Raw genomic sequence first — 14,626 nt, forward strand, 5'->3', positions numbered from 1 at the left:
TTCGGGGGAACTACCTAAACGTGTGGTTCCGATTCTCGTAATTCATAAACTCATTGCATCTTAAGGATCGCACCGATTTGGTGGTTATTTTTACTTTTTTTATTGAATTTTGGGGTAAAGAAAAGAGACTCCAAGGCCATAGTTCTTATGCAGCCTATATTCCTAAAGCATATTTTTCATTGATTTCTTCTCGGATATATCTTATCTTGTATATAACCAATCAAGATAGAACTAACCGTGGGCAAGAAAAAATTAGTAAAATTTATCTTCACGATGTTCATTGGTGCAATTTATTTTAATTGTGCCCAGTTACTATATTCCCAAGACCAAATCAAATTTAGACAGCTTTCCGTTAATGACGGTCTTTCACAGAATAGTGCCGTATCCATTGCTCAGGACAGTATAGGATTTCTGTGGATTGCCACGCAGGATGGTCTTAACAAGTATGATGGTAGTACCTTCAGTATTTATCCTTTTACCTTTGCCGATGTTACAAGGGCCACACATAGTTATTTAGGGAAGGTCTATGTGGATAGAAAGGGTCATGTCTGGGCCATTCCCAATGATAGAATTCCTTATAAGCTGGAAACCCAGTCCAATATTTTTGTTCCACTTCAAGGAATTAACGACGCAAGTTCAATTTTCATGGATAAGGATTTTAATCTGTGGATAGGCACCTACTCCAAGGGACTTTATTTAAAAAAGGCGGATAAGGAAGGGGTTAGACAAATGCTTTCCCCCAACATTGCTGGTGGCCCTATTTATAACATAATCCAAAATGAAAAAGGTGTCCTATTGTTGTGCATGGACAATGAAATTGTGGAATATGATTACAACAAGGTACGCTTGCAAAAGGTAAAGGCCCAAACAGCCAATGGAAATCGGATAGTTGCTAATTTCAGTGATATAGTTACTGATATCAGGTCTAGGGAATGGATAGGTACTTTTGGCGCCGGACTTTATTTTAGGAACTCCGGGGAGAGCGTATTTAACCGTTTGGAAGATTTGGACCTTAAAGATAGTTTGCCAAGGGATTTGAATATAACCGACCTGCATTTGGATGCAATGGATAGACTATGGATAGCCACTTATGGACAGGGACTCTATCTAGTTAATTTAAAGCAACTTTCAATTACACATTTTAGTACAACCAAGCACAACCCTACTGCCCTTCAATACAATGACATACTAAGTATTTATGAGGATTATTCCGGAACTCTTTGGTTTGGAACAGATGGGGCCGGAATTAGTTATTACGATCAGTATTTGGAGAAATTTAATTCTTTTACGGATTATCAAACACCAGAGAATGTTAGTATAGATGTTGTTAGGTCTATTGTGGTAGATAGGGAGAAATCGGTTTGGGTAGGTACTTCTGGCAAAGGTTTAACACAGTATATCCCAGAGGCCGATAGTTGGCGGACCTTTAAGGCGGGAACAGAAAATGAAAATACCATTTCTTCCAATCGAGTCATGAGTTTAATGATAGATAAAGAGGATAATTTATGGATAGGGACCCAGGACGGTGGCCTAAATATGCGAGATTCCAAAGGTAAGTTTTTGCATTTTTCGGAAACAACCGAAAGTTCTCTTTCGGCAAATACCATTTGGTCCATTTATCAAGATGAGGAGAATCGGATCTGGCTGGGCACTCGGGATCAAGGCCTTATTCAATTTGATAAGGTTAGGGGTGAACTAAGAAAGTATGATTACGATCCAATTCTTCAAAATGGCATACCCAGCAATAATATTAGGGCAATTACCTCCGATGGCAAAGGAAATTTGTGGATTGGTACCGAGGGCCATGGAATTGCATTGTTCAATATTAAGGAGCAGACATTTACAACCCATCAATATGCAACCAATGGAAATTCCTTAACAAGCAATAGGATAAAAAGTCTATACTATGCTCCCAATGATATACTCTGGATCGGCACCAATGGTTCTGGACTTAATGCGTACGATATTGAAAATAATATGTTCTATGAGTATAGTGTAAGGGATGGACTTGCCAATAATGTAATATACGGGATACTGCCAGATGATGAAGGGGCCTTATGGTTAAGCTCCAATAAGGGAATAACTAAATTTACCCCTGCGGCTAATTTGGAGGCTGCACCCAGTATTGTGAACTACAACAATTACGAAGGCTTGGCAACAGAATTTAATACCGGTGCGTATTTTAAGGATGGGGATGGCAATCTTTATTTTGGTGGTTTGGACGGATTCTATTGGTTTAAACCTAACAATATTAAGGAAAATACCATAGTTCCAAAGGTTGCGATTACTGGTTTTGATGTGTATAATACATCTTTCCCAATTTCGGATGGACTGGCTCTGAAAGCTAATCAGAATACTCTATCCTTTAGTTTTTCCAGCCTACAATATTCACTTCCAGAGAAAAACCAGTACCAATATAAATTGGTGAATTTTGATAGTGATTGGGTGTATTCAGGGCAAAAGAACTTCGCGCGTTATACCCGATTGCCCCCGGGCGAATATGAATTTCAAGTTAAGGCCAGTAATTATGATGGGGTTTGGAATCATGATCCGGTCAGCTTTTCTTTTTCCATTATGTCCCCATGGTATTTGACGCCTATGGCCAAATTTTCTTATGTCTTCTTGTTTTTATTGCTCGCTTATGGCGTTTATAGTTACTTAAAATGGCAGTGGCAATTGCAATTGAACCTACGATTAAAAATGGAAGAAACCGAACGGTTTAAAAAGTTAAATCGTTTTAAATCAAAGCTATATACCGATATTTCACATGAATTCCGCACTCCGCTGACCTTAATTTCTGGACCTGTGGATTCGAAATTGTCCCAGGGTGGGCTGTCAGATATGGATTTTGCCAATTTTTCCATGATCAAGAGGAATATCAACCGTTTAATGGCCTTGGTAGATCAACTGCTACATTTGGCAAAGTTGGAAAAGGGAAAATTGAAACTAAAGATTTCTAAAGGTGATATGGGCCTCTTTTTAGGGATGCTTACCTCTTCTTTTAGGTATAGGGCCGGTATCAAGAGAATTGATTATAAGGTAGAAATAGAGGAGTTGAGACCTGTTTGGTTTGATGAAGATGCCTTGGAAAAAATTATTACCAATCTTCTTTCCAATGCTTTTAAATATGTGAGTGAAGGCGGAATGTGCCAGTTTATTGCCAGAAGGCAAGAAGGTAAAGTGCAGATCAGTGTCAAAAATACGGTAGCCCAATATTCAGAGGTGGATCTTGATAATCTCTTTACCCGATTTTACCAGCAAAATGAATATTCGGAAGGTGCCGGTGTTGGTCTTTCGGTTGTGAAGGAATTGGTGAGTTTGTATCAAGGTTCAATAACCGTCCAAATGGAGGAAGCAAAGCTTATCCACTTTTCGGTGAGTTTGCCCTTGATGAAGTCCCATTTTGAAAACTTGGAAGTTGTAGAATTAGGGAAGGAGGAGGGTGAGCCCCACTTAAATCTTGATCAGAACGACTATACTACCCCTATGCCGGGTGCAGCACATGACGGCGGGCCTTGTTACCTGCCTATTGTATTAATTGTTGAGGATCATAAAGAGATACGGGAGTTTCTAAATGCCGCATGGAAAACTAGGTATACGGTTGTGGAGGCAATCAATGGTGTAGAAGGAATTAATAGCGCTTTGGAAGTGGTTCCGGATATTATTATATCGGATGTACGCATGCCCCTTTGTGACGGGATTGAACTTTGTAATACATTAAAGACCGATGAACGAACAAGCCATATCCCCATTATTTTGCTGACGGCTGGAGTCGGTGAAGATCAAGAGCTCCTCGGCCTGCAATCCGGTGCAGATGATTTTATTACCAAGCCCTTTAAATTGAAAATCCTTCAAGCACGGGTGGATAACCTTATTGGAAACCGAAAAATGCTGCGGAACCGATATAGCCATGAGTTGATATTAGAGGCTAAGGACATAGCACTTACCCCTACGGATGAAATGTTTCTAAACAAATTGCAAAGCGTGCTGGACGACTATCTTGCCGATCCTAACTTCAATGCGGAGGCTTTTTGTGAAAAGTTGGCAATGAGCCGCATGCAGCTTCATAGGAAACTTTTGGCCTATACCGGACTTTCCACTACTGCTTTTATTAGATCACAGCGATTAAAACAGGCCGTTCATCTTTTGAGGACCTCGGATGCATCGATAAGTGAAATAGCCTATGCCGTAGGTTTCAATACTCCCTCTTATTTCATCAAGTGCTTTAAGGAAACCTATAAGAAAACACCCAAAGAGTATCTAGACACTTATGAACAATAGTACAAGGTGGGCCATGTTACATTTGTTGAACACTTTGTTACAATAGTGGCATTCTCTTTTATGTATTAATGATAGTTTGGCTGATGTAACAAATTTAATAACGGCATAAAAATGAAAACACAAATGATAGTAATAGGTTTGGTGTTGCTTATGGGAAGTGCCTGCACAGAAGAGCAAGCTGAAGAACTTTTAGGAAATTTAGGGAAATCGGATTGTTATAAAAATCTTGACGCTGTTTTTGACCTTCAAAATGAGAGATATCAGCGAGATGCGTTCAGAGAGAATGTGGATGATGAAGGAAATACACAATCTCTTAAAACGTGTAAGCGAGGGCAAGTAGTAGCGAACGAAACTATTAGGAGCTTAAAATTCTATAGTAATAGTGGAACAGATGGCTGTACAGGGGAGGAAATACTCGAAATAGAAGCTAGATACGCCGATCGGATAATAGAATTAAACGAAGATCTTGAAAGCACTTGGAACCGTTGTGAAGAAGTGTATGGTTCCGAATAGAAGGTGTTTCATCCACGGAGAAACTGCCACTGCCTACTAATTACTTGTTTTAAGCATGATACTTTAGTTTGTATTTTCGTTCCCCAATGTTACATCTGTTGCACACTTTGTTACATATTGGATATTCCTTCTGGATTATCTAAGATATATTTGGAAAGTAGATGATGGCCCAGCTAACTTCGGGAAATGAGGTTTGGGGAGGCTAAGATTTATGATAGTTAGGATTTACCATGAACAATATAATTTCCATTTGGATATAACCACGTGCGAAGTATTAAAATACAATATTAACTCAAACTCCACCACCATGACAATTTCAAATATTAAAGCCGTAAGCCTAGTTTTTTTAGCAATGATTGCTATTTCGATATTTATGATCTTGGCCGCTTTGTCTCTCTAATTTTTTTAAACTTAAATTGAAATAGACAAAAGGCAATTTTCGGATACATGACCAAACAAACCAATGGTTGGTTTTTGGTAATGATGTGGATAAACCAAAGAGTATGTTTTTTATATACTTTTTGGTTTATTTTTTTGGGATAATATTTTCAAGGAAAGCGTTTGTCTTTTTTTCATTTTGCTTTGTACTATAAAGGTAATGAACATCACTTGCGAAGTAACATTTCAACATTTTGTGTTAAAAACTTTGTGGTTAATAATGCTTATTTGGCTTTAGTTATTGGGGGTATTTTGCAATCTTTGTTATCTCCTATCGAGGGCAAATTTTCGCCTAAGTTTAAGAAACCCTATAAATCAAAAAAAAGATATGTCAGCAGCTATAGAGCCGATTCTGAAAGAAAACCTTAACCGATTTGTTATTTTCCCTATTAAACACCATGATTTGTGGGATTGGTACAAAAAATGTGAGGCTAGTTTTTGGACTGCTGAAGAAATTGACCTGCATACGGATCTTAATGATTGGACCAACAAATTGAATAGTGATGAACGTTATTTCATAAAGCATATTCTAGCGTTCTTTGCTGCTTCTGATGGTATTGTTAATGAGAATCTAGCAGAGAATTTCGTAAGTGAAGTTCAATATGCCGAAGCAAAGTTCTTCTACGGTTTTCAGATAATGATGGAAAATATTCATTCTGAAACCTATTCCCTTTTGATCGATACCTACGTAAAGGATGAAAAGGAGAAAGATTTACTTTTTAATGCCATAGAGAATTTTCCGGCAATAAAGAAAAAGGCAGATTGGGCTTTGAAGTGGATAGAGTCTCCCAGTTTTGCGGAACGTTTAATTGCCTTTGCTGCAGTTGAAGGTATTTTCTTCTCCGGGGCATTTTGCTCTATATTTTGGCTTAAGAAAAGAGGGCTGATGCCTGGGCTTACTTTTTCCAATGAATTAATATCCAGGGATGAGGGGATGCACTGTGATTATGCAGTTCATCTTCACAACAATCATCTAATAAACAAGGTTCCCAAAGCTCGGATTACCGAAATTTTGGTGGACGCTTTGAACATAGAAAGGGAATTCATTACAGAATCACTTCCAGCTAGTTTAATAGGAATGAATTCTAAGTTGATGACACAGTACCTAGAGTTTGTAACGGATCGTTTGTTGGTGGAATTGGAATGTGATAAGGTGTATAACTCTACCAATCCGTTCGACTTTATGGACATGATTTCCCTGCAAGGTAAAACCAATTTCTTTGAAAAAAGGGTGGCCGAGTATCAAAAGGCCGGGGTCTCTAACAACAAGGATAAGGATGACGATTCACAGAAAATCAGCTTCGACGCGGATTTTTAAGATATAATAGTATTATTCAAATCCCCTTTGGGTTATAAGGGGATTTTTATGCGATGAATTTGATATGTTAATGTTTTTAACATATTGGGCCATAACCCAAAACTAAGTATCATTTAAAAAAATTGTAGCAACATGTATGTAGTAAAAAGAGACGGAAGAAAAGAGCTGATGATGTTCGATAAGATCACAGCTAGAGTAAGAAAATTGTGTTATGGCCTAAACGATCTGGTTGATCCGCTAAAGGTTGCCATGCGCGTAATTGAAGGGCTTTATGATGGGGTAACCACATCTGAGCTGGACAATCTAGCTGCGGAGATTGCAGCTACAATGACCACTTCCCATCCGGATTATGCAAAATTGGCGGCGCGTATTTCTGTTTCCAACCTACATAAGAACACTAAGAAATCCTTTTCAGAAACGATGAAGGATCTCTATGAATATGTAAATCCTAGAACAGGAAAAAAGGCCCCTTTACTATCCGATGAGGTTTATAAGGTTGTTGCCGAGAATGCGGACAGGTTGGATTCTACCATTATTTATAACCGGGATTTTGGCTACGATTATTTCGGATTTAAGACTTTGGAACGTTCCTATCTTTTGAAACTGAACGGGAAGATTGCCGAAAGGCCACAGCATATGCTTATGAGGGTATCTATCGGGATCCATTTGAACGATCTTGATTCGGCTTTGGAGACTTATGAGTTGATGTCCAAAAAATACTTTACCCACGCTACACCTACCTTATTTAATTCAGGTACCCCAAAACCTCAAATGTCCTCCTGTTTCCTTTTGGCAATGAAGGACGATAGTATTGATGGTATTTATGATACGCTAAAACAAACTGCAAAAATTTCGCAATCCGCTGGGGGGATAGGTCTTTCCATACACAATGTACGGGCTACAGGTTCTTATATTGCCGGTACCAATGGGACTTCCAATGGTATTGTGCCAATGTTGCAGGTTTTTAATGATACCGCACGTTACGTAGATCAGGGTGGAGGAAAGCGTAAGGGTAGTTTTGCAATCTATGTTGAACCATGGCATGCGGACATATATGATTTCTTGGATTTGAAGAAAAATCACGGAAAAGAGGAAATGAGGGCCAGAGACCTTTTTTATGCCATGTGGATTCCAGATTTATTTATGAAAAGGGTAGAGGCCAATGAGAATTGGACCCTGATGTGTCCTAACGAATGTCCTGGACTATTTAATCATCACAGTGAGGAATTTGAGAATTTGTATATTAAATACGAAGCTGAAAAAAAGGGGCGTAAAACGGTTAAGGCCAGAGAGCTTTGGGAGAAGATTTTGGAATCCCAAATAGAGACAGGTACTCCGTACATGCTTTACAAGGATGCTGCCAACCGGAAAAGTAACCAACAGAATTTAGGTACTATTCGCTCTTCCAACCTTTGTACGGAAATAATGGAATACACTTCCCCGGATGAGGTGGCGGTCTGTAATTTAGCTTCCATTGCGCTTCCGATGTTTATTAAGAATGGGGAGTTTGATCATAAGGAGTTGTTTAGGGTCACAAAACGGGTTACCAAAAATTTAAATAAGGTCATAGACAGAAATTATTACCCCATCAAGGAGGCCGAAAATTCCAATATGCGCCATAGGCCTGTTGGTTTGGGGGTTCAAGGTTTGGCCGATGCGTTTATCATGTTGAGGTTACCTTTCACAAGTGATGCTGCCAAGGAATTAAATCAAGAAATATTTGAGACTTTGTATTTTGCTGCCGTTACGGCTTCCATGGAAATGGCAAAAGAGGAGGGGGTTTACTCAACTTATGAAGGATCCCCAATATCCAAAGGAGAATTCCAGCACAATTTGTGGGGTGTTAAGGATGAAGAGTTGTCCGGTAGATGGGATTGGGCAAAATTACGAAAAGAAGTAAAAAAGAACGGAGTTCGCAATTCCTTGTTGGTAGCTCCTATGCCTACGGCCTCTACGTCGCAAATATTGGGCAACAATGAGTGTTTTGAACCTTATACTTCCAACATTTACACCCGTAGGGTTTTGTCCGGGGAGTTTATTGTAGTGAACAAACACTTATTGGAAGATTTGGTAAGTCTTGGACTTTGGAACGAAAATATGAAGCAGGAATTGATGCGTGCCAATGGTTCTGTTCAGCATATTGATAACATTCCTGCGGAAATTAAGGAATTGTACAAAACGGTTTGGGAATTAAGTATGAAGGATATAATTGACATGTCCAGACAACGTGGTTATTTCATAGACCAGAGTCAGTCCCTGAACTTGTTCATGGAGAACGCAAATTATTCCAAATTAACTTCAATGCATTTTTATGCCTGGAAAAGTGGACTTAAGACCGGAATGTACTACCTAAGGACCAAAGCGGCGGCAGATGCCATTAAATTCACTTTGGATAATTCAAAGAAACAGGAAGTACCAGTGGTTGAGGCGCCAATGGAGGCCACAATAGTAGCTCCTGCTGTAGCAAAGACTATAAAGGTGGAGGCCACTTCTGCCAACACACAGGAGGTGGATGTTAAACCTATGACAGCCGCTGAGATGAAGGAATTGATAGCCAAGGCAAAGGAGGGCCAGGCAGATGATGATTGTTTAATGTGCGGCTCCTAAATGGCTTATGGGGCATAGTTAAGAAACAAAAAAATCCCCGAAGGTCTCTTCGGGGATTTTTTTGTCTATAGTAAAAGGGAAATGTATAAGGTAATCCTTTCCAATGACTATGGATTAGGAATTCCTATCTATTGGATATATAAGGTTTAAGTATAAACGCACATAGGAACGCTATACAATAAATTACCAGAATTGTGATGTAATTATCCATCTTGCCCCGTATTAAATAACTTATAATTATATACGATGGAAATTGAAAAATGGATTATAATTAGTTCAAAAACAAGAATATAGCGTGATATGCCATTTTCATTTTTTAAAATGATGGTGATATATTATTCGACCTAGGACGAATATTATCAAGTATATCGCTATGGTGTATAAATAAAGTTCCATCTTGTTTCTTTGACGGGAAAACAAGATGGAAACTTTCTAAATGCAACGTTAAATTAACTGCTTAAGTGTCTTAAAAGGAATTTCGACTACAAAAAATTGTCTTCTGATTTATAGGCGTTTATTACCGCCATTTCACCTTCTTTGTCCGGTCTGGAATTACCGTGCTCCATGCCCAGAACCCCTTTAAATCCTTTACTGTGTATATACTTGAATACATTTTTGTAATTGATTTCTCCCGTAGTAGGTTCTTTTCTACCCGGATTGTCCCCTATTTGGATATAGTCGATCTCATCCCAAGTAAGTTCCATATTGTGGATTAGATGACCTTCGGTTTTCTGCATATGGTAAATGTCGAACAATATTTTACAGGAAGGACTGTCCACACCCTTGCAGATCATATAGGTCTGATCGGAATTCTGTAAATACAGATCGGGAGAGTCCGATAAAGGTTCAAGTACCATTACCAAGCCGTGCGGTTCCAGAATTTCGGCACCCCTTTTTAATGCTTCTATAACATTGCCATCCTGGATACCTATCGGCAGTTTCCTTTCGAATCCGCCAGGTACTACGGTCATCCATTTGGCGTTGACGCGCTTGGCCACGTCTACGGCTCTTCTACATCCGTCCAAAAAGATATCAATGTATTCCTGTTTGCCTGCCGCTAAGGTGTTGGCCATATTGCCTCCTTTGTCTATCACAAAAACCCCCATGGTCATATTGCGTTTGGCCAATGCTTCTCCTATTTTGGTTTGGGTTGCTACATCCCTGCCCATCATACCGTTATCTTCAAATGCTGTAAACCCTTGGTCGGCCATGAAATTTATTTGGTCAATAAGGTCATCGCCTGCTAGGTTCTTGAACATTCCAAAATGCGGGGCATATTTTAAGTTGAACGTATGTTTCATATCTAAATTAGTGCTGGTCCCATATGCTAAAGAACCTCCTAAGGTAACCGCACCCCCGGTAAGGGCTGTTTTTTGTATAAAATCTCTTCTTTTCATTTTCATTTTTGGATATGGTTGGAATTTTGTAATAAAATAATGCTAAAAGAACCGAATTGCCAGTGGCTATCCCAGTCCTTTTAGCTTATTCTTAATTTAATATTAATATTATTCTTTATAGTGACCAGGCCTTTCCCCCTGTTAATTCCTGAAGGTCACCACAGGCAATATATTCACCAGGTACAGGTAAATAGGACAATACATTTTCTCCTACAAATTCGGATGATTTATATCCCCAGATCACCAGACCTCTTAAATTATTGGCGAAGGCAAATCTTGACACCTCTTCATCCAAGGTGGCTGTTTGGCCAGTCTTAACGGCTTCCGTATAAGTGTTTATTACCTTAAAATTTTTGGCCTGATCCTCTTTGGAAATTTTGAGGGCACTGGCAAGGACCGGTTCCAAATCTTCGGGGGTCAGGTCTGCAATTTCCTTTTTGCCGGAATCCTTTAAGGCCTTGTCCGTGAATTTCCCCATGGTCATCTTTAAAAGATCTTGCTGTTCCTTTTCCATTACCTGATCGGCAAAACGGTCTATGAAGATATGGACCTGTACTTCGGAGGCTGAAGGTGTATCCGTCTTAGGCATAATAATATCTACCAAATGGGTTAGTACAGATCCTTCGGCTGATGTTAAAAAATCCGGGGTCCATACCATTGCAGCATCTTTTTTACAACTCTGTACGATGCTGATCAAGGTTGGGGTGGCTACAGTGTATCCTAATGCCAGCCCCATATTTTTAAGTGCTTTTCTTCTATCCATTATATATTTCCTTTTTTAAGTTCTTTAACCGCATGGTCGGCGGCCCTAGCGGTGAAGGCCATGTAAGTCAATGATGGGTTAACACAACTTGCCGAGGTCATAAATGCCCCATCGGTAACATATACATTGGGTACATCGTGTATTTGGTTGTTGCCATTTAATACGGAGGTTTTTCTGTTACGTCCCATTCTGGCCGTACCCATTTCATGAATGCCCAGTCCTAAACCGGTTGGACCATCATGTCCTTTAACATCTCGTAATCCGGCCTTTTCCAACATTTCTACTGCAGATTGCTGCATGTCCTTGCGCATGTTGAATTCGTTTTCCTGTAGATCGGCGTCAAAGGTTACTGTGGGCAATCCCCAGCTATCCAGTTTGTCGTAATCCAAGGTCATTCTGTTATCTTCATAAGGGAGTACTTCACCAAAACCGCCGATGCCCATTCTCCAACCGCCGGGTTTAAGCATACTTTCCTTAAAATCTTTGCCGTAAGAGAGTTCAGCAACCGTTTCCTCCCAATTACCTCTACTGGCGCCACCTTGATAACCGAAGCCACGCTTGTAGTCTTTTCTATCGGAAGCACCTCCTAGGTTCCTAAATCTAGGAATATATATCCCATTAGGTCTTCGGCCTTTGTAATATTTGTCCTCGAAGCCATCGAATTTACCGGAAGCGCCTACCCCCAAATGGTGGTCCATAATATTACGGCCCAATTGATCGGAGTCGTTGCCCATACCATTTGGGAAACGATCGGATTTGGATTGCATTAAAATAGCGGTAGAGGCTATGGCCGAGGCACACAAGAAAATGACTTTTGCCTTAAATTCATGTGTTTCCTTGGTCAACCTGTCTATAACCTTTACCCCTGTAGCTTTCTTGGTATTGGGATCGTACATTACTTCATGAACAATGGAGTCTGTACGCAACGTCATATTTCCTGTTGCTTCCGCAGCGGGCAGGGTAGATGACAAACTACTAAAATAGCCTCCAAAAGGACATCCTCTGATACATCTGTTTCTATACTGACATTTGGTACGTCCGTCAAAATTTTTGGTCCCCGTTATATGGGCAACCCGACCTATGGTAACGGCACGGTCGTCAAAACCTTCAGTTACTTTGTTCTTAAAATGTTCTTCCACACAATTCATTTCCATGGCAGGTAGAAAATCGCTATCAGGCAACTGTGGTAGGTTAAGTGCCTCCCCACTAACGCCGATAAAGTTTTCCACTTTTGAATACCACGGTGCAATATCCTTATACCGGACGGGCCAATCAACTGCAATGCCATCCTTTAGGTTGGCAGTAAAATCGATGTCGCTCCAACGGTAACTTTGACGTCCCCATTGTAAGGAACGCCCGCCCAAGTGGTAACCTCTCATCCAATCAAATCGTCTTATTTCATTATATGGATGTTCCAAATCATTTACAAACCACATTTTACTTGCGGCATTGGTGGTATATCCTGTTCTATTCTGTTTAGGCTGTTTTTCAATATCTTCCCTGGTAGGTTCACCGGCATTTGGAAAATCCCAAGGATCTAGATTGGCCGTCTCGTAATCTTCGATGTGTTTCACCATCCTTCCACGCTCCAGCACTAGGGTTTTGAGTCCTTTTTCGCATAATTCTTTGGCGGCCCATCCTCCGCTAATGCCTGTACCTACGACAATTGCATCATAAGAATCCTGCATTTCATTGTTATTGAACTTGCTCATTTATGAAATTGTTTATTTAATAAATTTATTAAATATAAAATTAATTTTTTACATTTAAACCCTATATACATTAATACTATGGCACTATAACGTTATAGTAATTGTTAATTCTTGGATTTAATCTCAAAACTTAAAAATGAATCAAAAAAATTTAAAAACCAAAGGGATCAAGGTGGTTTTGGTTTCCTTATTAATGGGTGTACTGTCTTGTAAAGAAGCCCCCAAGGAGCAGCCCAAAAATGTGGAGACCTCTGAAGTAAGCATGAAAGCCACGGAACCTTTTTTTAAATTGTCTTTGGCCCAATGGTCAATGCATAGAATGGTGCGTGAAGATGGCGTGGATCCTTATACATTTGCTGAAAAGGCCAAAAATTGGGGTTTTACAGGATTGGAGTATGTAAGTGGTTTGTATTATAAGGAATTGCAGGCTGCAAATTTTTCCAAGGAAGCTATGGCCGCTTTCGTGGAAAAAAGTAATGCGGAAAGCAAAAAACATGGTATGCAAAATGTGTTGATCATGATCGATGGTCAAGGAGATCTTGCTACCACGGATGCTAAAAAGAGAAAGGAAGCAGTTGAAAATCATTTTAAATGGGTAGATGCTGCTGCCGATATGGGGTGCCACGCTATTAGGGTAAACCTATCAGGAAGCAAGGTTCCCAATGAATGGGTTGCCAGTTCTGTGGATGGTCTAACCCAGTTGGCCACCTATGCCAAGGGAAAAAATATTGAAATTTTGGTAGAGAACCATGGGGGCTTGTCGTCCAATGCCGTTATGTTGGCAGAGGTTATGACCAAGGTAAATATGGATAATTGTGGTACCCTTCCAGATTTTGGCAACTTTTGTATAGAAAGAACCAAGGATGGCTGTGCCGAGGAATATGATATCTACAAAGGGATTAGCGAACTAATGCCACATGCCTTGGCCGTAAGTGCCAAATCTTACGATTTTGATGCCGACGGAAATGAAACCAAACTGGACTACCCTAGAATACTTAAAATAGTTAAGGATGCAGGTTATACCGGTTTTATAGGTGTGGAATACGAAGGTAGTCGTTTAAGTGAGGAGGAAGGAATTCTTGCCACTAGGGATCTATTGATAAAAGCTGGTAAGGAACTTAATTAGCACTATATTTTATGAAGGCTTTTTTCAATCAGCTGTTCGATTATAACTTTTACTGCAATAAGAAATTGATTGAAGAGTGCCAAAAGCTGGAAAATGTTCCAGAAAGGACTACGGAACTCTTCAGTCATATTTTAAATGCGCACCATATATGGAATGCCAGAATTCTTGGTAAAAAAGTGGAGTACGGTGTTTTTCAGTTGCAATCGTTAAAAGATTGGGGCGACCTGCATTATGAAAATCAAAGAAGTTCTTTTGAAATAATCACCAATGTGGATAGTTTTGAAAAGCGCTTGGATTATGAGAATTCCCAGGGTAGGTTGTTTACCAATACCATTCAGGATATGTTATTTCATATCATAAACCACTCAACCCATCACAGGGCTCAGATTTCCGTTGATTTTAGAAACAACTCCATTGAACCCTTGGTCTTGGATTATGCCACTTATAAGCGATAAATATACCTGCTAGACC

At 39.7% G+C, this 14,626-nt stretch carries 9 protein-coding genes; 6 read left to right on the forward strand and 3 right to left on the reverse strand.

Translation table 11 applies throughout. The features are described 5' to 3' along the window. Positions 1-273: 273 nt before the first annotated feature. From KO529_RS09655 to KO529_RS09670, 4 genes are all read left to right on the forward strand, one after another. Positions 274-4,281: a hybrid sensor histidine kinase/response regulator transcription factor gene (locus tag KO529_RS09655; protein ID WP_215947689.1), complete on the forward strand. Its 4,008-nt coding sequence runs from the start codon at positions 274-276 to the stop codon at positions 4,279-4,281. A 111-nt stretch (positions 4,282-4,392) separates the two neighbouring features. Then, positions 4,393-4,794: a hypothetical protein gene (locus KO529_RS09660; protein ID WP_215947690.1), complete on the forward strand. Its 402-nt coding sequence runs from the start codon at positions 4,393-4,395 to the stop codon at positions 4,792-4,794. Positions 4,795-5,560: 766 nt separating this feature from the next. After that, positions 5,561-6,550: a ribonucleotide-diphosphate reductase subunit beta gene (locus KO529_RS09665; protein WP_215947691.1), complete on the forward strand. Its 990-nt coding sequence runs from the start codon at positions 5,561-5,563 to the stop codon at positions 6,548-6,550. Positions 6,551-6,682: 132 nt separating this feature from the next. Further along, the gene (locus KO529_RS09670; RefSeq protein ID WP_215947692.1) at positions 6,683-9,157 is read left to right on the forward strand and encodes a ribonucleoside-diphosphate reductase subunit alpha; all 2,475 of its coding nucleotides are present in this window, start codon (positions 6,683-6,685) and stop codon (positions 9,155-9,157) included. A gap of 482 nt (positions 9,158-9,639) precedes the next feature. On the opposite strand, the gene KO529_RS09675 is transcribed toward KO529_RS09670, so the two are convergent. The 3 genes from KO529_RS09675 to KO529_RS09685 all read right to left on the reverse strand — a co-directional run bounded on the left by KO529_RS09675 (position 9,640) and on the right by KO529_RS09685 (position 13,029). Further along, positions 9,640-10,554, reverse strand: a complete 915-nt coding sequence (locus tag KO529_RS09675; protein WP_215947693.1) for a hydroxypyruvate isomerase family protein — start codon at positions 10,552-10,554, stop codon at positions 9,640-9,642. A 115-nt stretch (positions 10,555-10,669) separates the two neighbouring features. Beyond that, complete coding sequence (locus KO529_RS09680) at positions 10,670-11,317, reverse strand: gluconate 2-dehydrogenase subunit 3 family protein (protein WP_215947694.1); 648 nt, start codon at positions 11,315-11,317, stop codon at positions 10,670-10,672. After that, positions 11,317-13,029 carry a GMC oxidoreductase gene (locus KO529_RS09685; protein WP_215947695.1) on the reverse strand — a complete coding sequence of 571 codons (1,713 nt, stop codon included), beginning with the start codon at positions 13,027-13,029 and terminating at the stop codon, positions 11,317-11,319. The genes KO529_RS09680 and KO529_RS09685 overlap by 1 nt, the downstream gene beginning before the upstream one ends. A 136-nt stretch (positions 13,030-13,165) precedes the next feature. On the opposite strand from KO529_RS09685, the gene KO529_RS09690 reads away from it, so the two are divergent. Beyond that, positions 13,166-14,155, forward strand: coding sequence for a sugar phosphate isomerase/epimerase family protein (locus tag KO529_RS09690; RefSeq protein WP_215947696.1), 990 nt, complete (start codon positions 13,166-13,168; stop codon positions 14,153-14,155). 11 nt (positions 14,156-14,166) lie between these two features. Beyond that, positions 14,167-14,610, forward strand: a complete 444-nt coding sequence (locus KO529_RS09695; protein ID WP_215947697.1) for a DinB family protein — start codon at positions 14,167-14,169, stop codon at positions 14,608-14,610. Positions 14,611-14,626 lie beyond the last annotated feature (16 nt).

Origin of the sequence: Arenibacter algicola, from assembly GCF_018860365.1 — a bacterium.
In the GTDB taxonomy this organism is placed as follows: Bacteria; Bacteroidota; Bacteroidia; order Flavobacteriales; family Flavobacteriaceae; genus Arenibacter; species Arenibacter algicola_B.

Coding starts and splice junctions, on each gene's coding strand:
- KO529_RS09655 (WP_215947689.1), top strand. CDS start 274: ATGTTCATTGGTGCAATTTATTTTAATTGTGCCCAGTTACTATATTCC.
- KO529_RS09660 (WP_215947690.1), top strand. CDS start 4,393: ATGAAAACACAAATGATAGTAATAGGTTTGGTGTTGCTTATGGGAAGT.
- KO529_RS09665 (WP_215947691.1), top strand. CDS start 5,561: ATGTCAGCAGCTATAGAGCCGATTCTGAAAGAAAACCTTAACCGATTT.
- KO529_RS09670 (WP_215947692.1), top strand. CDS start 6,683: ATGTATGTAGTAAAAAGAGACGGAAGAAAAGAGCTGATGATGTTCGAT.
- KO529_RS09675 (WP_215947693.1), bottom strand. CDS start 10,554: ATGAAAAGAAGAGATTTTATACAAAAAACAGCCCTTACCGGGGGTGCG.
- KO529_RS09680 (WP_215947694.1), bottom strand. CDS start 11,317: ATGGATAGAAGAAAAGCACTTAAAAATATGGGGCTGGCATTAGGATAC.
- KO529_RS09685 (WP_215947695.1), bottom strand. CDS start 13,029: ATGAGCAAGTTCAATAACAATGAAATGCAGGATTCTTATGATGCAATT.
- KO529_RS09690 (WP_215947696.1), top strand. CDS start 13,166: ATGAATCAAAAAAATTTAAAAACCAAAGGGATCAAGGTGGTTTTGGTT.
- KO529_RS09695 (WP_215947697.1), top strand. CDS start 14,167: ATGAAGGCTTTTTTCAATCAGCTGTTCGATTATAACTTTTACTGCAAT.